Origin of the sequence: Agaribacterium sp. ZY112 (genome assembly GCF_041346925.1) — a bacterium.
GTDB lineage: Bacteria > Pseudomonadota > Gammaproteobacteria > Pseudomonadales > Cellvibrionaceae > Agaribacterium.
This window is the reverse complement of the sequence record NZ_CP166840.1, coordinates 2,413,114-2,432,922: the sequence shown is the minus strand read 5'-3', so window position 1 is coordinate 2,432,922 and position 19,809 is coordinate 2,413,114. Positions and strand designations below refer to the sequence as shown.

The window sequence follows — 19,809 nt, the reverse complement described above, 5'->3', positions numbered from 1 at the left end:
ACAGAGCAATAATTACGCCGAGTGAAAAGCGCCTAATTTATGGTGACACAGAATTTATGATTTATGACCAGAGGAAGCTCATTTAGCTGCCCTATAGAACATACAATAGGAAGCCTATTTAAAGATCGAGCATAAAGGACTAAAGGGTGCCTTAGCCGATCATTAGCAAGGGCTCTTGTAATATGTTTTAAACCTAGCGCTCGAAAGTTTTTAGGTAGTTCATCCCAATATAGAAGCTGGGTTTTAGCAATGGTTTGATTAACATTAAGGTTATACGGGCCGTATTTATCCGCCGCCTTAATATAGCGAGCAAACTGATCATCAAACTCGTTTAACTGGGCTTTAATTTTGAGTTTGGCCGCCCAGGTGTCAGGCCATGCAGGCCTAAGCTTCGCAGCGCCCTGATAATAGCTAAGAGCCTCTCGTAACGCCTCTTGCCTTAATTGCAACTCATTAAAATCATAATAAGCCTGCCATTCATAAACACGGGCTGCTGCAGAGTGATAAGCGGGGTTATTGCCCTGCCAAGCTAACATAGGAACAATAGCAGCTCGAGCGTCTTCTAACTCATCCGGTATTGGCTGTGCCGATTCATTCCAACGACTAAAATACGCATCAATTTTCAAAAAAAAGATATTTGCAAAGGCACGCTCAAAAGAAAAAAACAAAATCAATAAAGACAGCGTAGCTATAACAAGCTTAAGCAACAGACTATGTATTGACTGAGAAAACATCAAAATGACACTAGGCTAGAATTAGAACTGATAATTCGATGAGGAAGCTGCACAAATAACTCATCGGCTCTAAGCTCACCGAACTTTGAACTCACGGCTCTATATGCCTCTTCCATTCTTGGGGCTCGCTTTTGCATGTTATGCATATCCGAAGCCACCACAACATTCGGCGAAGAAGCTATTAACTGCCAAGCCAAACTCTCTGACTCCTTTCCAAACTGCCCTAAAATTGAGCTTGCGGTGATCTGAAACATACATGAGCGCTGAATAAAGGGCTGCAGTACTTGAGGCAACTCACGAGCCTCTACATTTCTTTCAGGGTGGGCGATAAGAGGGAGAATATTTTTCGCCAAAAGGAAGTCAATAAATCTTTCGCTTCCAGGGGGAATATGGGTGTGAGGAAACTCTAATAAAAGTAGCTTTTTCCCTGCTATAGAGCCAAGAAAAGGTAATTTATCTTGCTCAAGCAAAGTAATAATTTCAGGACAAAGGCGAACCTCTGCGGCAAAACCAAGCGTAATCGATAACGCTTCTTTTTGTAATCGCTCACAAAGTAAAGTGAACGAAGCTCTAATTGTCTCTAATGTATTATCAAATACACCGATATGAATATGAGGCGTAGCCAAAACAGTGCTCACGCCCTGTTTTGATATTTCAGCCAGCATTGCAACAGAGTCATCAAGTGTAGAGGCTCCGTCATCTATATCAGCAAGAATGTGCGAATGAAGATCAATCATAACGCGCCATTAAGACGGCTTACTCTCTTGCTTAGAGCCATAACTGTAATAATCATAATAACCTTGATAGCCACCAGACTTAGACTTTGCACCAATATCAACCTGATTAAGGACGATGCCATCTATTTTAGTGCCTACCTCCAGCAATCGGCCTACCCCCTGCTGAACTAAAGACCTCTTTGTACTATTAGACTTAACAACATAAATCAATGAGTCGGACAACTTAGCAACAACCAAGGCATCACTGACAGCTTGAGTCGGTGCGGTATCAATAATTATGCGATCGTATCTTTGTTTAAGCTCCTGAAGAAGCTGTTCAAAAGCAGATGAAGATAGCAATTCGAGTGGGTTGGGAGGAATATGGCCCGCACAAATGATATCGAGGCCTGACTTACTATCTTTAATGATACAGTCATCCAGTTTTTCAACGCCAGAAATAATATTAGATAAACCCGCTTGATAGGGGGGCAATGAAAACAGTTTATTAAAGCTAGGCTTACGCATATCTGCCTCAATTAAGATGGTTTTCTCCATTTGAGACATGGCAAAAGCTATGTTTGTCGATGTTGTAGACTTCCCCTCTCCCGGTAGCGATGAGGATATAGAAACTACCTTATGATCTAAGCCTAAGTGAGATAGAACAAAGCCTGTTCGCAGGGTGCGAACCGACTCAGAAAAATCTTTAAATTGCTCATCAAAATAAGCATGAATATTCAGTGGCTGATTCTTCTTAACAGGCAGCTTGGGTAATAAACCCAAAAAACGAAGCCCAAGCTGCTCCTCAACCTGTGACGCGCTTCGAAAGCTATCATTCAGAGTTTCGAGCAATATAGCCAAACCAATAGCAAAACTGGCTGCCATAACAAACACAACAGTAATCAACTTAGCCTTTTGAGGTTTAACCGGCGCACCAGGTAACTCCGCTCGATCTAGAATACTCGCTTGCTGACTTTCAAAGTTAGTTGCTATATCGGTTTCCTTAAAGCGAGACAAAAAAGTATTGTAAAGCTCACGATTTGCCTCGACTTCCCTCTTTAGCTTGAGGTATTCAGACTCTTTACCACTAACCACCTGATATTCTTGCTTAGCTTCATTGAGCTGGCCAAGCAATCGACGTTCTCTATCTGTTGCTGCCGACAGCTCCTTTTCAATCCCTTTAACAAGCTTAACAATTTGGTTGTCCAGGTTTTGATTGACGGCCTCTTGCTCCGCTTTAGCCGCAATAAGCTTCGGGTGTTTAGGGCCATAGCGCTGAGAGAGCTCTGAAACTTTTTTCTCGGCCTCGATCTCCGAGCGGCGAATTTCCCTAATTAATGGGTGATTACTAATCTCCGCCAAACTTGATAGCTCTGCAGTATCGAGAGCTATATTGTTATTTTTAACTAATAGGTAGACACTTTCAGCTTGAACACGACGCTTCCTCGCGTCACGATAATTTAAAGACAAGCCTTCAAGCTCACTCGCTACGATGCCACTCACACCTTCAATATCAATAAGCTGTTCTTGCTCACGAAATGCTTGAAGCTTAGCTTCGGACTCATCTAGATTCAGGCGCAGCTGCTCTAAACGCTCGCCCAGCCAACCAACTGCTTTCTTATTAACGGACAAACGAGCGCCCATTTGGTGCTCGATATAAACATCGCCAATTAAATTAGCTACTCGAGTTGCTAGTACTCGATCTTGAGCTTCAAAACTGACATGCACTAACTGCGTTTTACGGACTGGGGATATAGATAGGTTCTTCTTAAATTCATAAATCAAACGAACTTTTTCCGCCCTGGCCTTTAGTTCGTCATCTATCGGTTTAACTTCAGGTTTTGGCAAAAACGACTTAATAAGGCCTTTAAAGCTCGCTAATAAGCTAGTATTTTGCTTAGGTTTATACTCATCCCAACTGCCTAAGTCGACTTGATCTACAACAGCCTCAGCAATGCTATTGGAACGTAAGATTTCATACTGTGTAAGGAAGTATTCTTTGCGAGTCGTATCAAGCGTATAAACATCTTCAATAGAAACGGCCTTTTCTTGCTCTGCTTTAATCAAGATAGAAGATGTTGCTCGATATATAGGGCTCATCCCAACAATAAATATCGCAGCAAGCAGGGTCGTGAAAAGCGCAAAACCAAGAATCTGAAACTTATACTTCAGTACAATGTACCAATAAGCTAACAAGTCGATCGCTGCAGATTGAAGATTAGGGGAGGTTTGCATAAAACTCTCTGTATAAAAGGCGGAACTAGAAAAAGCTCTGCTTAATAGTGATGGTGTCACCTGGGCTTATTACATAAGTTAAGTCGACTTTATCAATTACAACGTCACCACTTACTTCATGTTTAATAAAAATCTTCTGCTCTGAAGCTCGCTCAGTAAGCCCACCTGCAAGAGCAATTGCTTGATCTACCGTCAAACCAGGGTGATAAGCATAACCGCCGGGCTGCTTAACTTCGCCATGTATATAAAAGGGACGATAAGCCACAATAAGCACCTGCACTGATGGTTTAATCAGGTAATCCCCTAATAAGCCTTCGGTAATGATCTTTTGCACTTGGTCAGTGGTTTTTCCGCTGATAGGAATATCCCCCAAAAAAGGGAAGTTAATATCACCATCATCACCAATCACTGTTTCAATAGTTAGGTCAGGTTCATCATAAACAAGCACCTGTATGGAATCTCCCACACCTAAGCGGTAGTCCCCATTAGTGCTTTCCTGAGCAAATAGCGAACTAGATAGGAAAAGAAATAAGAACAGAATAAATCGCATTACAAGCTAGCCGTTATAGACAGACTGTAAACATTTTTATCAAATGTTATATTTTCTGCAGTTGAGACCTTGTCAGTAAAATCATAGCCAAGCCCACCTTTTAACCAACGAGCAAAAGCATAGTTCAGCTCTGCAGAAAACCCTGTGGTTTCATCATGACGGCCACCGCTTCCGATATAGTCCTCATCTGAATACGACGCTTTAAAATCGGTAGATATAGTTGATGTCCAACCATGATTCCAAGCTAATAATAGATAGCGCTCATCGATATAATCTCCAACAGCCCCAACAGAAGTAGGATCTTTAGCTACCTGTCCTAAGCTGAAATCGATTGATGAATATGTTTTCGGCTCCCAAGTAAAGCCTATATCAACCGCCGTACCCGAAAAGTCTTCACGGCTTTCAGAGTCGAAATCCTTAACCTGATAACCCACTTTCGCTTTACCAGTGGTTTTTGCTAGAGCCTCCCATTTAAGGCCTATAAAAGCACGGTTATCTGTACTATCACGGCTAGCTTCGGTTGTTCCAATATGGGGGAATCGAATATCAGCGGCAACGCCATCTAGCGTTAAAGCGGTGACGTCTCCTAAACCAAGCTCGAAGTCAAGGCCGTAATTATTCTGATCGGTATCTCGAGCGGCTGAATATTCACGAAAGTTAGTGTATTCCTTTGAGTAGTAGCCAATTTTACCGCCAATCCTTGCTCGGGAACTCTCAGCACCAAATTGATACCTAGCATTAGCTGAGGTCATATCATACTCAACAGGTTTATCGATCGCATCAGGACGCCCTTCTGACAAACCAGAACCTCGATCTTCATGCAACTTATTGTAGGATGCGTCTATATCAAGTCGGTTTTTACTATTAGGTTCAATATGAGCCAGAGCGCTAAAGCGATGATCTAGATAATCATCATCTGAGTTAACATAAACCGTACCTGAGGTTAATGAATAACGTACGCCATAACGATTGACGCCATCATCAGTACCGAGGGCAAAATCGGGTTTAACAACAAGAATATTCGATGAGGTTCCATCAAACTCCTCATCATAAATATTATCACTATGCTCCATAGCGGCCTCAACCGTAGGAACAAGTTTTAACGAGCCCGATAAGTTAATCGGAGCGGGATCAAATTTTTCAGCCATGACACCCGGTGCAGTTATGCAGCCAGCCAAGCCTAACAACGACAACCTTCTAAACTTTTTCATTCCGCCCCCTGTTGCAGGCATATATGCCATGCTTAACGGTGTAAATTCCATATGAGAGTATCTAGATGGCAATATAATTACTTAACTGCCTAGCAAGGACTGATTCTCAATCTTAAACATCCCTCTCAACTCATACAAAGCCTAAGTGCGCTATATAAACAAGCATCTGGGAATAATGGTTACATTTTAAAGCGCATCGAACACATGGACAAACCTTTTATCCATGTAAAACATAAAAAAACGACCCGATTCGCTACAATTCTTCTTAATTTATGATAAAGAGCCTAGGCTTTAGCCGCATAAGCGCGAGTACAAAGCTTTCACCTGCTGACCAAGACGCTCAATTCGATAGCCCTGCTCATAAAAAGCGCGCCCTACCTGCCCTTTATGCACTATTTCAGCGCTTTCAATACGATCAAATTTACGCAAGGCCTCAACAAGCCCATCATAATTCGCTTCAAATACGATTCCTTCGGCGCCATGAACCAGCTTTGTTAAGCCTCCAACATTAGAAGCCAATACCATCTTTGAAGCCGCCATCGCTTCCAAAGCAACCAAACCAAAACCTTCCCAACGCGACGGAATTATTTGCGCTGAAACGTTACCATACAACTGCTGTAATTGTTCTGCACTTAACCAGCCCAAAAACTGACAGCGACTCTTTTGGGTATTTATAGTCGCATCAGCAAGAACCGAATCTCCAACAACTAATAAATCAAAATCATAAGCGCCGTCATCATAAGCTTTAACAAGTAAATCAATTCCCTTTTGCCTATCTAGACGACCAACATAGAGCAAGGTCTTTTTGTCGGGAAAGCTTGGGGGCACATCAAATGCATCTGCCAGGGCATTTTCAATTAGCACAAGTTTTCCACGCCCCCCAACATAACGCTCAGCATCATGCTCCGAGATTGCTATAACAGCATCACAGAAAAAAGAGAGCAGCCACTCAACAAACATATATGCATAACGTAATACACCGTCGCCTCGATCATAGGCCCAGCCATGAGCGCAATAAACCAAAGGGCGCCCAGCAGCAGAGCGACGAAGCACTCGACCGATCAAGCCGGCAAATGTACCGTGCAAATGAATAACTTGCGCATCACTCTCTTTTAATATCGCCTTATAACTACGAGCAAGCTCCAACAAGCCTTTTAGCCCTCGAGACTCACGCGGAAATACATACTGTTTATCTGAGTCGAGCCAATCAACGGGCTCATTACACAGCAAGATAGGTTCATCCCCTTGCTCGATTTGGTATTCACACAATAGGCGCAGGTAGGTCTCCACACCGCCCTTTATTGTTTCCGCAACATGTAAAATCTTCACTAACTGCCCACCTTATTCTTTATATACACCCGAATACTATTCATACCCACCCGAATTAAGGTCGACAAAAACGTGTTAAAAAAAACAGCCACAGACGTGACGGCAAATAAGAGACAATTCGAAACAAGAAAAGTACCAATCCACGAGTACTTATAGGAAACACCATTGGCTGCCGCAATAACTTATTCATTGCGACTGTAGAGGATATTACTTCGGAACTTTCTGTTTTATTGGAGATCAACTTAAGCAAAAAGTGAACATACATGGTCGCAACAAAATAATTCTTACTGCGCCTCAACGAGCTATCACTGTCTAAGTCTGAGATTGCAACAAATGATTTAAAGTGGTTTAGCACCTTCTCGGTCGCGATACGATTGGTCGCTGAGCCTTCAACAAGATAGTAATCAAAATAGCTCTGTTCCTCTAACACCAAGTTAGAAGCTTTAGTGGCACAGAGGACAATAAAGAAAATATCCTCAGACAGATAGAGCTCACGATCAAAGCGCAAACCCTGCTCCAATAAAAAACGCCGACGCAATAAAATAGAGCACACATGAGCGCTTATTCTTTTAGAAAAGTAAGCTTGTAAAAAATCATTAGAACGATAACGCCCCGCAGAAGCACTGTGCGAGCGTATGTTCCGCTCAGATGCTTGCACATAACAAGGAGCCGAGACCAGCATATCGAAGGAGCCAGAAGCCAATGCTTCGTCAAACACATCTACAAAATTATCATGATAAGCATCATCTGAATCCAAAAAGCAAAGATACTCTCCTCGAGCCTTCTCAATACCTAAATTTCTTGCGCCAGATACGCCCGTATTGTCCTGATAATAATAGCCAACGCCCGAGCAGCCTTTAGGCTTAACGGGGTCAGAAGAGCCGTCATCAACAATGATTAACTCAACTGATTTGGAGAAAAAATCGTTACGATCAAACCAATCAACAATAGAATTCATACCCGATGCGTTGTTATAAACAGGAACAATAATCGAGTAACGCACACAAGGGGTATCGTCCCTCAATTTCTCAGATGCCACCTCAAGCATGGGCCTCCCCTTTCACTTTAGCCTTGCTCAAAAGTGCTTTTATGCGATAAAAAGATCGAGAAAAAAACATCAGCAATAATGTTTTAGCACTTACGATACGCACAAAGCGCTTAAGCAAACTCAGTTTACGCAGTAGTGTGACTGAACGCCCATCTTGCTGTGCAACTCGAAACTCCGCCTTTAAACCGTCACGTAACAATGAGTTTAAATAGCGGCGGAAATCGGCTCTTATAGAATCAACATTAGCCTTTTCATTAAACCAAGCAGATAGAGCCGCGACCGTCACATAATAGCCTTCGGCATGAGCCATAGTTGTTTTAACGGTAGTGATAGAGCCTGGGCGAATACGACGCATGAAAAAAGCCCGCTCAAGAACAACCGTAGAGGATGCCTCAATAAATAACCGTGTGGTGAAGTAATGATCCTCATGCAAGATACCAGGGATAAAACGATGATTGATAAACGCAGCACGGCGATAAAAATAACAACAAGACTGTGCGATATAACTTCGAGCGTATGTATCAGAAAAAATGCTCTCATTTACATACAAAGCTTTAGGCAAATCACGTACATAATTTAGCTCTTTAATCGAACTTGACGCCTCTAACTCACTAAACGCCTCCGCATTAAAAACCACCAAATCCGCATGGTTCTGAATAATACTAGCCGTGCACTCAGCCAGGGTTTGTGCATCAATCCAGTCGTCACTATCAAGAAAGTAGATATACTCTCCCGAGGCCAAGTCTAAACCCGTATTTCGCGCCGCTGCTAAACCTGCATTTTCTTGAGAAACAATGCGCATACGCCCATCAAATTTTGAACTAAAACGTTCTAAAATTGAAAGCGAGCTATCCGTTGCTCCGTCATTTACACAAATCAACTCATAATACTCATATGTTTGCGCCAGTACAGAAAGCAAACACTGCTCCAAATAAGCTTCAACATTGTAAACGGGCAAAATAATTGAAACCAAAGGGCTAGGCATGTCTATAAACCTTATTGTAAAAAGTACTGACAGATACATACACAGGTACGATCAGAACCAGCAATGATGGTAAAAAGATATTATCAATAGAAAATTGGCTTCCAAGCCAAAAGGCTAGAGGTACAAAGATAGCCCCATAGATAGACATGGACACAAAGGGTTCAATCTTATAGGCACGTACAAAATTATTTAAACTGCCTGTCACCAGAGTCACCAAGAAAAACGCAAACAGCGTAAGCAGCTCTGTTGGCCCCAACAACTTAGCAAACAAATAAAAATCTGGAAGCCAGTATTGAAAACATAAAAAGCCACCGTAACCACTTACAAGAACAACAGCAGCGATCAAAAAGTAACGACGAAACACCTTCAGCGCAGCATCGACCTGATTATTCGCAATTTGATTTGCCAATATGGTGCGTTGGTTCAATAAAAATGAGCTGGCAACATCATAGCCCCCCCTTGCAATCGAAACCGAAAGGCCAATACGTCCAGCAAATTCAGCGCCATAAACTCGGAATGCTATCAATGTAAACCCATTCCAGAAAAAGTAGCCAAAGAACCAAACTAAGCTTGTCTTGCCAAATAAGGGAAAAATCTCAGAAAACTGTGCTTTAAACGAGTAGCCCTCTTTGAACTCAGAGCCCAAAAGAGAAAACACTTTAGCTCGGCGAAGAAGCACGATACAGACGATAACAAGCCCCGATACGAGTTGAGCTATAGCAACCGAATAAAGCCCTAAATCTAAGTAAATCGCGGCCCACAAAGAAAAAGCGGCCAATAAGGTAGACAGTAAACGTATGGCATTAACCAGTTCTTGATACTGTACACCATCTAAATACGAGTCATATACATTCAAAAAGACACGAAAGCCACTCGCACAAACCAACAGGTAAAACGGTGCTTGCCACTCAATCTCGCCAACATAATCGGAAAAATAAAAACCGCCCAAGACTGAAATACTTGAGATATAAACAAGTACAACTAACGAATACCATTGTAGAGAGAAACGAAATATATGATTGACACTACGCTGGCTAGAACCAGCTAAATTGCCGTTAGCATCCAACTTAATTTCGTGGCTGTAGAACTGCTTAAGCACATAACCTACCCCTACCTCAAATAACATAGCCATTGTTACAAATGAGTAGAAGGTATAATAGAACCCCATCTCCTCAGTGGTTAACAACGCGCCAACTATTAAGATAGTCAGTGGCCCGCTCAACATGCGAACCACCGCGGCTACCGCTGAATAAGCGGCAATAATGTCGGTCTTACTTAGACTCATTTCCCACCAGCTCAATCAGAGGCGAGTCTTTTAACCACAATTCATAATATGAGTAATTTTTCCCATATGAATTATCAATCAACTTAATATTCTTACCTAGTAAGTAAGAAAGAATCAAACCATGCATTCGATCGGTATAAACAAGGTTAAACGAGTTAAAGTAAAAAATTGATCGAAATACCAAAGAATTGGATTGACGCAACCACAACTTCACAAGCTTTTCATTTGGGATAAACCAAGGGAAACGCTCAGCCATGTGAGTCAATTGATATAATATTTGATCCCAAGAAGAGACAATCGAGTCCCAATCAAAACCTTTCTTTCTGATACCGATCTCTCTCCCAGCTTTAGCCTCTACATCAATGCGACGCATATTCAGTATTTTTGAACAGCTAGGCTCTTTATCTTCCACCTCACATGCTTCGATAAGTGGATGCAAGCTATGAGCCATATCCGGCATCAAGGAGATATTCTCTGAAAAGCCTTCGGCTAATTTTTCACTTTTCTTATCACGAAGTAATAGGTGCAGATCTTTATGCTGAGCATGTATAGCCTTGCTTTTCTCTAGCGCCTGCTCAGAAGCAAAGTGGATCGTCGCTGGCAGCATCACTATTCGCTTATTAGGATAGCGAGAAATAATCTCTTCACGAAATAACTGATGGGCGGGATAAATATCACCAAAATGACCTCCTCCCTGAAACAGAATAACATCACAGGTTTGCAGGCGTTTATGGTTAATACTCTTGCAAAACGCACGATAAGCAACATCTATGGAATAGTCTTTAAAAAACTGTTCAGTACCTAGATAAATTAACAAATCGCCAACATTGTAGTGAAACGGGAGGTCTAAAAAAGCGACTTTTTTGCCTTCACACAAAGCCGCAATATCCTTATGCATTGACTTAAGCTCATCCAAATGCGTATACCAATCCTGCTTATACTCTTGCACCATAACAAAACCACCCTTATCCATAATCAAAAATTCATAACGCTTGCTGTTCCTTTCTTGACTCACGCATCAAGCGTACGATATATGCGATAGCGAAAGGTGCGATATAACGCCCATCCGCAGGCACATAAAAGAAGGTCGAAAAGACAACAAAACAAAACATGCAAATCGGGTAAAACGACTTTTTTTGTGAGAGCTCTGAAAAAATAGCTCCAACCGCTTTACTGTAAAAAAACAAAAATACTAAGCCGCCATACAACAGCCAATCCATAAAAAAGGATTTTGTCCCCACACCTTTAACATTACCCACCACAAAATATGGCATCACCTCGGTGAAGTTAAGTGCATTTGGAAACATGGCGTCCAGAAAATCCATAGCAATGGGGCCATAGCTATAAATACTGGGTAGGAAACCAAAAAAGCCGCTCCCCTGAGGAAAGCTAAAGAGGGCCACAATAGGTGTCAAAAAGATGGTAGAGCGCGTAGCAACACTAGAGTACTTCTCAATATCGGAAGCAAACATACTAGCCACGTAGCCACTAGACACCCAAATAAGAAGGGTGCTTAAACAAATTGATACCAATACTTTCGCTATGGGCTGAAGACGTATAAAACACTGCACAATGGCTACAAAAACAGCCAACATAAAAAATATTTGCGCCCCTTTTGATGTAATAGGGATGCATAGAATCAAGATCAACGGGACCACAATTTTTAATGGGAACTTCATTACACAAGCAAACATCAAAGATGCAATGACGAACTGAAAACCAAACATACTCGCTTCAAATGTAAACCCCCTCATCCTGTGGGGAGATAAGGCCTCACTAAACTGCAACGGAGAGCTAGAATTAACGACACTAGGTACCAACAGGTTGACAACATAGATCGCAGCTACAACCGCAAAGATGATCTTCACTCCCTTTTCAAGCGTGGCTAAATTGAGGCGAATACAAAATAAGTAAACCGCCATCGTAGGTATCGCTAAAAGAGCAAATCTCAAACCTCGATCAATCAAAAAACCAATATCATAGTCGGCTATTAAGACAGATAGATTAAGGATGGATATGAGTAATACAAGCAAGAAAAATTTTATAAGCCAGAGATCTGCTTTCTCAAACAAGCTCAAGCTTGTAACCACGTAAAGTAACATGGCAGGCAATAATAAAACCCCTAGTGGCGCGGTAAACACTCCAGCAAGCGATGCCAACATTGTATTCTCAAATGGAATAACCAAGCATAAGGCATAAAAAACAAACAGCTGAAGCTTATCAACAGTCATTAATGTATCAACTCTTTAAACCACTTACTGCGAACCACCGCTCGATCCGTTTCACTAGCCTTCAATAACGACTGCTCAGCAAAAGAGGCGTACAACTCTTTAGACCCACAGAGCAATTCAAGCTTCTTAACAAATAAGGCCTCATCATAAGCAGGCACAACAAAACCACTTTTGCCATCGTCAACAATCCAACTTAGAGCATCAAAGGTATCAAAAGCAACAATAGGCAGGCCTTGGCTTCTCGCTTCTATTAACGTTTGTCCAAAGCCCTCGTAGTGAGAGGTCATTATAAAAACAGCGTAATTGGACAATGTCTCTTGAACATCAACAGTGACCCCCATATAACGGACCTTATCGAATGGCTCAACTAGCTTATTTAAAGCAGCCACTTCAGAAGCACTTCCACCACCATAAATATCTAAGGAGAAGTCACTAGGTAGGTTTCGCATAATCGAGACCATGGCCGTAAAGTTCTTCTGCTCTTCATCAATACGAGCAATCGCGACTAATTTTTTTGAATGTGTTGGTGCAACCTCTGCTGTATCTATTTTACAACCCCGAGGAATAACCACTGTCCGAGAAAAAGCGCCTTGATACTCTTCTGCTAAGCGTTTCTCATCTTGATCCGTATAAACAGATATGACATCAACAAAACGCGCATACCTACGTAGAACAAAATGCTCAAGCCTACCACCAAAGAAAACATCCAAACGATTTGTTTGGACCAAAATAACCCTAGCCTCTTTACGAACACGGGCTGGCATATACAGCAAATCATTCGGGTGAAATAACACGACTGTAGCATCATGCCCTGAAGAACAAGATCGGGACAAAAATAATATCTGCCTAAACTTGGTCAATATCTTCGATAATATAGCCAAACCTAAGAAACTTATGCCAAAACAGCGGTACTCCACTCCCTTCCGCTCATTAAATTCATCTTTTTCAGAAGGCTTTTCATAGAGTTCAGTGATAGGACCTGAGCCGGCGTAAACAGCTTGCAGCTCACGGATAAGAGTTTCCACTCCCCCCAAACTGGTCGACTTCATTGGGTTAATTGTAATTAGAGACATAATGACCCTTTTTCTTGGACGCCTTTTTAATCAACGTATTATTCGAGAAAGACAGCGAAATAATAACCAGAAGTACCAACACGTTTGGCATAACCTGAAAAACAAAATCAACCGTAGCATGTATAAAAATTGCAAGAAGAGCCATCACTAAAGCAAAGTGCAAGCCACAACGGTATCTTGATCGTTCCGTCATCAGCCCCCTAAGCCCACGGGACATCGCATATAAAATAAACAACGCTAAGGCCAAACAGGGGAAAAAACCAAATTCTACCAAAAACTGAATATACTCATTGTGAGCATAATCGTAATAACCACCAAAGCTCGATGGCTGATAGGCCTGAAAAACAGAACCAAAACTGCCTGCCCCACTCCCGCTAAACCAATGATCCTCTATATAGGGAATGGACGCTGCAACAACATCATCGCGGGTCTCCCCAGCGAAAGAAGTCAGCTCTATACGTTCTTTAACTTTTTCAACCCCAAAATAAGCTCCAACAATGAACATATCCATTAACAACAAGCTTAAAACCAACCACTTAAGAGTATTAGCTGGGCGGCGCATCACGAATAGGGCTAAAGCAGTCACAACAAATACCGACAAGAAAAATACCGCATTGCCCATACGTGAACGAGTCAGTATTAATGCCACAACCATAATGATAATGGCGACACGGACAATCCACTTTTCGCTCAACATAGTCTCAATCATTGAACTCAAGCGACTTCGTCTAGACCCCGAATCAAAGCCCTTAAGACTACCAACCAAAAAACCTATGGTAAGACTAAGGCATAACACTAAATAACTGGCCAAATGGTTGTGATATACAAAAGAGCCACGCGCCCTATCACTTACTGGATACCCCAAGAAAGATTCACTTAAACCAGAATACTGTAAAAAAACAGCATAAACAGCTTGAGTCAAACCAGCAGCCATCACGACCCGGATCACTTGTTTTTGCCTACGCCGAGTTGAGACTAACACCGAAAAGCAAAGTACAAACAAACAATAACTTAAGCCCTTTAATAGAGCTGTCTCACTACTGCTTACATCAAAACTATAAGGGAGGAAGCTAAGCGACCAAGATGCACCAAGAATTTGTAGAAAAACGCAAAACTGAACAAACAACAATGTCGCCAAGAGAGAAAAGCTTGAGCGAGCATATTTAATGATGTCGGAGCTTGAATGGCTGACAAGTAACAACAGAGTAGTAAGCGCAATAAGCGCCTCAACTAAACCCCAGGCCCAAGGGCGATTGGCACCAAGGGGGATTGGCGCGAACCAAATAGTGAAACAGAGCAAAGCATAAGGAACGCGAGAAGACATAGTGCAACTAAGCAAGCATTAGGGCTATGGGTCTTCCATAGCTAAGATCAGACACCTTATATTAAGGTGTCATTTCGGTGCAAAAGGGCTGGGCGATACTGCAAAAGCAGTCACTCATTAATTTCTAGAAACAGGGGGCTCTTCACCAACAGGAGGCTCTTGAACACCAAGAGTATTAGGAATCGTGACCGGATCAACAATAGTCGTCACCCCACGATCTCCAAGAGGCCCCCCAGCTAATAAATCACCAGCCTCTGGAGCTTCAAGCAATGATGGGTCAGCACCACCAGAAATGGCCGCAGCTATCGCTGCATCGGCATTCATACCTGCTGCTACCGCCTGATTTACAATAGATTGCGCCAAATTAGGCTGGCTCTGCACAGCTGCCTTAACAATAAGAGCTGCCTGATCAGGCAATGACTGTATTTGCGCCCCCAAAACAGCAAGCCCTTGCTGAGCATCCAAGCTAAGGCTGGTCGCAACAACTTCAGGCGCTAAGCTTGAATCCAAAGAGCTAATTTCTGCAGCCAGCGCAAGCAAATCACTAGAGTCGCCCGAGGCTTCAAGAATAGCCGAAGCACTTTGACCTGCAGCTAAATCCTCCTTTACACCACCCCAACTCACAGCAGCTGATAGAGACAGCGCACACGCCAAAATAATTCGCTTCATTCCCCAATTCCTTTAATTTGTATCAAAATCGCCGGCATTATCCAGCTTTGAAACTCTTAACGCAAACGAAACAAGCATGCATTGTGCCGTTTCTTTCAACCATCTTTACTTAAAAACTTGAATCAGCTCACATAAAAGCAGGCAAGCAGTACAAACTTTAAACAAAAATTACTACAAAGAGGTTAAATCGCCTTGGGCCGAGCATGGTAATAGCCCTGAGAGGCATCTAAACCGAGCTCACTTAGTAGGTTAAATTGCGCTTGAGACTCTACGTATTGAGCTCCCACCTTCACCCCTAGACCATGAGCTAAACTCAAGAAACTCAATAACAAGGGTTTATTCTGTTTCAGCAGCTCTTCTGAGGCCGTAAAGGCTGGGTCGAGCCTTACCATAAGCGGCTTTAATGCCATCAAATAGGTCAAACTACGCAAACTTGAACCAAAACGGTTCACACAAATTGAAACGCCAAGTCCCTTAAGCTGCTCCAATACCAAAAGTGCTTCAGACTCTTTCTCACTCACCCAGAGCAAAGCTTGCTCGCTCACACCAAAGACCAAGCGCTGTGTCACAGCACTCTGCTTTAGTCGCTTAATGATACTTGGCATTAGTGAGGGGTTAAATAAGGTTTCCTTACAAAGACCAACAACAACCTTAGAACCCGAATCTGGCTGCCCACTGAGATACTCAAGAACACAACCCAATACGGCGACATCAAGCTCAGAGACAAGACCAAAATGTGTTGCGGCAGCAAAGATATCTGCAGCTGGGTAAGTAAGCCCTCCGAATTCAAACGCAGCAAAGAGCTCAGCCTCAATAACAGTATGCGCCCCATACCAATGCAGAGGCTGCGTTCTAAGGCTAATACACTGACTAGGTGTGGCCAAAATACCGTCCACAACTTGCTTTAATGCACTAAAGCCCTCCCCCAAACCAAGTTCAGATCGGTAAGCAATATGAGACGCCTCATCCAGAGCCCTTCGTGCGGCTAAATCCAAACCATAGAGCAGCTGTTTACGTTCATCCCCTGCCGCAAAGGAATTAAGCCCAAGCCCAAAACGTATTCCCCTTGCCGGAGCTTCATTAAAAAACCCTGCGTGTTTCAGCTGCCCCACCAACTCAGAGCACAAATCATCAATTGTTCCATAAATATTTTCCGGCATGCAACACACAAACTCAGAGCCTGATATGCGATAGAGCTCAACCCCCTCAAGCCCCTGAAAAACCTTTAGCAAAGCAGCAGCAGCTTTCTGTACAAGCTCATCACCTGCAAGATAGCCTTCTTTCTTATTCAGCTCTTGTAAGCCTTCAAAGCGCAACATGAGCAAATACCCACTCTCAGCAGCATCAAGCTCCAACAAGCTCTTTAAACGCCCTTCAAAAGCCGCCCTATTTGCTAATTTACTGGTCGTATCAAGATAAGCATCTTGCTGTGCTTTTTGTGCAAGCTCACTCAGCCCATCCAACATAGACTTAACACTCAAAACCATTCGGTTCATTGCTGAGACAAAAGTATGGAGCTCCTTAGATTTAGGAACTGGATTTATTAACTCAAACTGTTTATTACCGATATGACGAGCTTGCTCCGAGGCGGCCTGAATCGGCTTGTAAATTTGCCTTAGAAGGATATAACCCAGGGCCAAAGCAAAGGCAAACAAGGTCAGCGTAAGATGCGCACTGGTCACAGCACCTTGCCACAGCTGACGATAGGCCAGGCCTGGGTGAGGCTGAACATACAAAACCCCGCCTATCGTCCAACCGGTATCTATATGTGTAGAGGCCATAGGTGCTTTTAGAGGAAAAAAGCGAACAAACCAAACCGGAACATCCTGAGGAGCAGCATTTAATTTACGCTCGTAACGCACTCGACCATCTACAGACTCCAAACGCATCGATTCAAAAAAGCCCGCATCAAAAATCGCATTTATCGTTGCGTGAATTGCGTACTCATCCTCTTCAAGCATTGGCTCGCGCAGTGATAAGCCTAAGCTTGTCGCCGTATCTTGCGCATGAACAGCCAACTGGGAAGATAAAAAACCCCGAGCATTATTCACGTTCACCCAAATGCTAGCGAAAAAGCTTAAGGAGACTAAAAGTAAAATAACAATATTAAGCTGATTTTTAAGACTCAATCGTCGTACGTCAATGTGCACAAAATACCCCACAAGCTTATACCTTTGGTAAAAGCAGACTAATCAACAGCAGTACTCTTTAACTGCCCCGACTCAATTCGAGAAATAACATCCTGCCAAAGTGCAACACCACTACTATCTGAAACTCTTTTACCCAAGCCCCTTGCCTTAGCAAGCCAAAGCCCATCACCATTAAAACTATAAATGGGCTTAAGGTCCCGGCGCTTATTGGCGGGCTTAATCGACATCTCAATATTATCTAAAACAAGAGGTATATCTGAGGGAGATTCAGAATAGATAAGCACCATATGCGCTTCATTCACGCTCAAGGCTCGAACATACATAAGACGAAGCTTGCTAACCTCGACACCTAGAGCTCTCAGGGTAAAGTACTTAGCAATGGTGAAATCTTCACAATCCCCTGCATGGCTTCCCAAAAACTCAATTGGCGTGGCCCAATAATCTTCCACACGCCAGTGCTCAATGTCTTTTTCGTAACGAAGCTTACGATTAAAAAAGGAATTAACTTTATTGAGCTTGACCCAGTCATTCTTGTGCTGATTATTTTCAATCAGTTCACGCCAAGACTCTAAGCGCTCAAGCGCTGAGTCGCCATAAGTGCGCTGATACTCTCGAATAAAAGCAGGCGTGAGTAAATCCAGTAATTGACGCGCGCCGTCTGCAACAACAATAACAACCACAAAAGCCAACACAGCTACAGTGCTTCGCAGGTAATACTCAGCCCTAGCCTTGTTGACTCTGCGCACCCCTTCCCCTACTTGCTTGTTATGATCCTTTCAATATAGCAAAACCAAAGAAAGACAAGCGACTTAGTACACATCCTTGCCCATAAAGCCTTTAAACACCGTTAAGAAGATAATTTTAATATCAAAGATTAAAGACCAATTACGGATATAGTCGATATCAAACTTGATACGTTTTTCCATCTTATCAAGTGTATCTGTTTCACCACGCCAACCATTAATTTGAGCCCAACCAGTAATCCCAGGCTTAACCTTATGACGCAGCATATAAAAGTCGATTTTTTTACGATACTCCTCATTATGCGCAACAGCATGAGGTCTCGGACCAACGATGGACATACGCCCTTGCAATACGTTAATAAACTGAGGCAACTCATCTAACGAGGTACGCCGCAAAAAACCACCCAACTTAGTAATCCGCTTATCACCCTTGGTAGCCTGCTGAACAACAGCACCATTATCCATAGCTGTCATTGAGCGGAATTTATAAACTTCAATTTTTTTACCGTCTATGCCGTAGCGCTTTTGCTTGAAAATAACCGGTCCTTTTGAATCCAGCTTAACAAGAGCAGCAATGATCAGCATCGGCACTGCAATTAGAGAGAGAATTAATAAAGAGCCGACTATATCCTCTAAACGCTTCATCGCAATCAAAGGCCCGCTCAAAGGGGATTGATACACGCTCACAGTCTGAATAGAGCCAACATGACTCAAGCTAGAATTCACCAAGTTATAAGTAAAGAAGTCGGGAACAAGATGCACATCCGCTGTTGTATCCCCCAAAGCACGCAACAAGGCATCAATACGCTCCTGAGCCCTCAAAGGCAAAGCCACGTAGACCACATCATAATCACCTCGACGAATATCCTCTAAGCCTTGCTCAACATTGCCCTTCATTAATGACGTATAAGCCTCAACATAAGCCTCCTCGGAACGATCAGAAGCTCTATCATCATAAACAGCTTGCAATCTAAACCCTGTTTCTGGGTGCTCAAAAATCTGCTGAGCTAAACGATTGCCTAATTTAGTCACCCCAAAGATAGCTACTCGCTTACAGCTACGGCCATTTTTTCTGCGCCAAAACAACACCGCACGAAATCCCATACGCCAAGTAACCAACAACATAAGAGCCAACAGCAACCAATAACCAACAACAACCCGAGAGAGTTCATCAGCGACTTTTGAAAAAAAGATAAAAAGCACAACCAAGAAACAGGCAAAAATCCAACTAACCGCCGTATATAGAGCCAACCGGCTGGCATAACCCGTGCGCCAACTTCGGTAAATCCTAAGCGTCTCTGCAATTAATAAAAAACTACAGTTCGCGACAAGAGCAATAATGTTATAAGCCTCTGCATAACGCCCATCATATAAATACGCACAGAGAAGTATGGAGAATTGAATAATACAAAAATCGATAACCCGAAAGAAAAGTGAAAATGGATTTCTGCTGTTATCAACAAAATGGCTTGTCATGCACCAATCCCTTACTACAAATAAATTAAACTTACACTGAGAAACCAATTCTG

Annotated in this window: 17 protein-coding genes; all 17 read right to left on the bottom strand. The window is 42.7% G+C overall.

Annotation, left to right across the window (positions count from 1 at the left end; all coding sequences use genetic code 11):
• Positions 1 to 32: 32 nt before the first annotated feature.
• Positions 33 to 734, bottom strand: a complete 702-nt coding sequence (locus AB1S55_RS10580) for a VpsP family polysaccharide biosynthesis protein (protein ID WP_370978075.1) — start codon at positions 732 to 734, stop codon at positions 33 to 35.
• Positions 734 to 1,471, bottom strand: coding sequence for a tyrosine-protein phosphatase (locus AB1S55_RS10575; RefSeq protein WP_370978074.1), 738 nt, complete (start codon positions 1,469 to 1,471; stop codon positions 734 to 736). The genes AB1S55_RS10580 and AB1S55_RS10575 overlap by 1 nt, the downstream gene beginning before the upstream one ends.
• 9 nt (positions 1,472 to 1,480) lie before the next feature.
• A complete protein-coding gene (locus AB1S55_RS10570; protein ID WP_370978073.1) occupies positions 1,481 to 3,682 on the bottom strand; it encodes a GumC family protein in 2,202 nt (733 codons plus the stop codon).
• A gap of 25 nt (positions 3,683 to 3,707) precedes the next feature.
• A complete protein-coding gene (locus tag AB1S55_RS10565) occupies positions 3,708 to 4,232 on the bottom strand; it encodes a polysaccharide biosynthesis/export family protein (protein WP_370978071.1) in 525 nt (174 codons plus the stop codon).
• On the bottom strand, positions 4,232 to 5,443 hold the full coding sequence (locus AB1S55_RS10560; RefSeq protein ID WP_370978069.1) for an outer membrane beta-barrel protein: 1,212 nt from the start codon (positions 5,441 to 5,443) through the stop codon (positions 4,232 to 4,234). Before AB1S55_RS10560 ends, AB1S55_RS10565 begins: the two co-directional genes overlap by 1 nt.
• Before the next feature lie 291 nt (positions 5,444 to 5,734).
• On the bottom strand, positions 5,735 to 6,772 hold the full coding sequence (locus AB1S55_RS10555) for a glycosyltransferase family 4 protein (protein ID WP_370978068.1): 1,038 nt from the start codon (positions 6,770 to 6,772) through the stop codon (positions 5,735 to 5,737).
• Positions 6,773 to 6,827: 55 nt separating this feature from the next.
• Positions 6,828 to 7,820, bottom strand: a complete 993-nt coding sequence (locus tag AB1S55_RS10550) for a glycosyltransferase family 2 protein (RefSeq protein WP_370978066.1) — start codon at positions 7,818 to 7,820, stop codon at positions 6,828 to 6,830.
• A complete protein-coding gene (locus AB1S55_RS10545; protein ID WP_370978065.1) occupies positions 7,813 to 8,805 on the bottom strand; it encodes a glycosyltransferase family 2 protein in 993 nt (330 codons plus the stop codon). Before AB1S55_RS10545 ends, AB1S55_RS10550 begins: the two co-directional genes overlap by 8 nt.
• On the bottom strand, positions 8,798 to 10,090 hold the full coding sequence (locus AB1S55_RS10540; protein WP_370978063.1) for a hypothetical protein: 1,293 nt from the start codon (positions 10,088 to 10,090) through the stop codon (positions 8,798 to 8,800). The genes AB1S55_RS10545 and AB1S55_RS10540 overlap by 8 nt, the downstream gene beginning before the upstream one ends.
• Entirely contained in the window at positions 10,077 to 11,105 is a 1,029-nt protein-coding gene (locus tag AB1S55_RS10535; protein ID WP_370978062.1) for a polysaccharide pyruvyl transferase family protein, read from the bottom strand. The genes AB1S55_RS10540 and AB1S55_RS10535 overlap by 14 nt, the downstream gene beginning before the upstream one ends.
• Positions 11,074 to 12,276: a hypothetical protein gene (locus tag AB1S55_RS10530; protein WP_370978060.1), complete on the bottom strand. Its 1,203-nt coding sequence runs from the start codon at positions 12,274 to 12,276 to the stop codon at positions 11,074 to 11,076. Before AB1S55_RS10530 ends, AB1S55_RS10535 begins: the two co-directional genes overlap by 32 nt.
• 44 nt (positions 12,277 to 12,320) lie before the next feature.
• Positions 12,321 to 13,394: a glycosyltransferase gene (locus AB1S55_RS10525; protein ID WP_370978059.1), complete on the bottom strand. Its 1,074-nt coding sequence runs from the start codon at positions 13,392 to 13,394 to the stop codon at positions 12,321 to 12,323.
• A complete protein-coding gene (locus tag AB1S55_RS10520) occupies positions 13,375 to 14,718 on the bottom strand; it encodes an O-antigen ligase family protein (RefSeq protein ID WP_370978057.1) in 1,344 nt (447 codons plus the stop codon). Before AB1S55_RS10520 ends, AB1S55_RS10525 begins: the two co-directional genes overlap by 20 nt.
• A 117-nt stretch (positions 14,719 to 14,835) precedes the next feature.
• Positions 14,836 to 15,387 carry a hypothetical protein gene (locus AB1S55_RS10515; RefSeq protein WP_370978056.1) on the bottom strand — a complete coding sequence of 184 codons (552 nt, stop codon included), beginning with the start codon at positions 15,385 to 15,387 and terminating at the stop codon, positions 14,836 to 14,838.
• Positions 15,388 to 15,569: 182 nt separating this feature from the next.
• The gene (locus AB1S55_RS10510) at positions 15,570 to 17,537 is read right to left on the bottom strand and encodes a LapD/MoxY N-terminal periplasmic domain-containing protein (RefSeq protein ID WP_370978054.1); all 1,968 of its coding nucleotides are present in this window, start codon (positions 17,535 to 17,537) and stop codon (positions 15,570 to 15,572) included.
• Positions 17,538 to 17,575: 38 nt separating this feature from the next.
• A complete protein-coding gene (locus AB1S55_RS10505) occupies positions 17,576 to 18,283 on the bottom strand; it encodes a transglutaminase-like cysteine peptidase (RefSeq protein ID WP_370978052.1) in 708 nt (235 codons plus the stop codon).
• Positions 18,284 to 18,346: 63 nt separating this feature from the next.
• On the bottom strand, positions 18,347 to 19,756 hold the full coding sequence (locus tag AB1S55_RS10500) for an undecaprenyl-phosphate glucose phosphotransferase (protein WP_370978050.1): 1,410 nt from the start codon (positions 19,754 to 19,756) through the stop codon (positions 18,347 to 18,349).
• Positions 19,757 to 19,809 lie beyond the last annotated feature (53 nt).

Excerpts from the sequence above, each read along its gene's own strand:
- AB1S55_RS10580 (WP_370978075.1), bottom strand. The coding sequence starts at position 734 with ATGTTTTCTCAGTCAATACATAGTCTGTTGCTTAAGCTTGTTATAGCT.
- AB1S55_RS10575 (WP_370978074.1), bottom strand. The coding sequence starts at position 1,471 with ATGATTGATCTTCATTCGCACATTCTTGCTGATATAGATGACGGAGCC.
- AB1S55_RS10570 (WP_370978073.1), bottom strand. The coding sequence starts at position 3,682 with ATGCAAACCTCCCCTAATCTTCAATCTGCAGCGATCGACTTGTTAGCT.
- AB1S55_RS10565 (WP_370978071.1), bottom strand. The coding sequence starts at position 4,232 with ATGCGATTTATTCTGTTCTTATTTCTTTTCCTATCTAGTTCGCTATTT.
- AB1S55_RS10560 (WP_370978069.1), bottom strand. The coding sequence starts at position 5,443 with ATGAAAAAGTTTAGAAGGTTGTCGTTGTTAGGCTTGGCTGGCTGCATA.
- AB1S55_RS10550 (WP_370978066.1), bottom strand. The coding sequence starts at position 7,820 with ATGCTTGAGGTGGCATCTGAGAAATTGAGGGACGATACCCCTTGTGTG.
- AB1S55_RS10545 (WP_370978065.1), bottom strand. The coding sequence starts at position 8,805 with ATGCCTAGCCCTTTGGTTTCAATTATTTTGCCCGTTTACAATGTTGAA.
- AB1S55_RS10540 (WP_370978063.1), bottom strand. The coding sequence starts at position 10,090 with ATGAGTCTAAGTAAGACCGACATTATTGCCGCTTATTCAGCGGTAGCC.
- AB1S55_RS10525 (WP_370978059.1), bottom strand. The coding sequence starts at position 13,394 with ATGTCTCTAATTACAATTAACCCAATGAAGTCGACCAGTTTGGGGGGA.
- AB1S55_RS10520 (WP_370978057.1), bottom strand. The coding sequence starts at position 14,718 with ATGTCTTCTCGCGTTCCTTATGCTTTGCTCTGTTTCACTATTTGGTTC.
- AB1S55_RS10515 (WP_370978056.1), bottom strand. The coding sequence starts at position 15,387 with ATGAAGCGAATTATTTTGGCGTGTGCGCTGTCTCTATCAGCTGCTGTG.
- AB1S55_RS10500 (WP_370978050.1), bottom strand. The coding sequence starts at position 19,756 with ATGACAAGCCATTTTGTTGATAACAGCAGAAATCCATTTTCACTTTTC.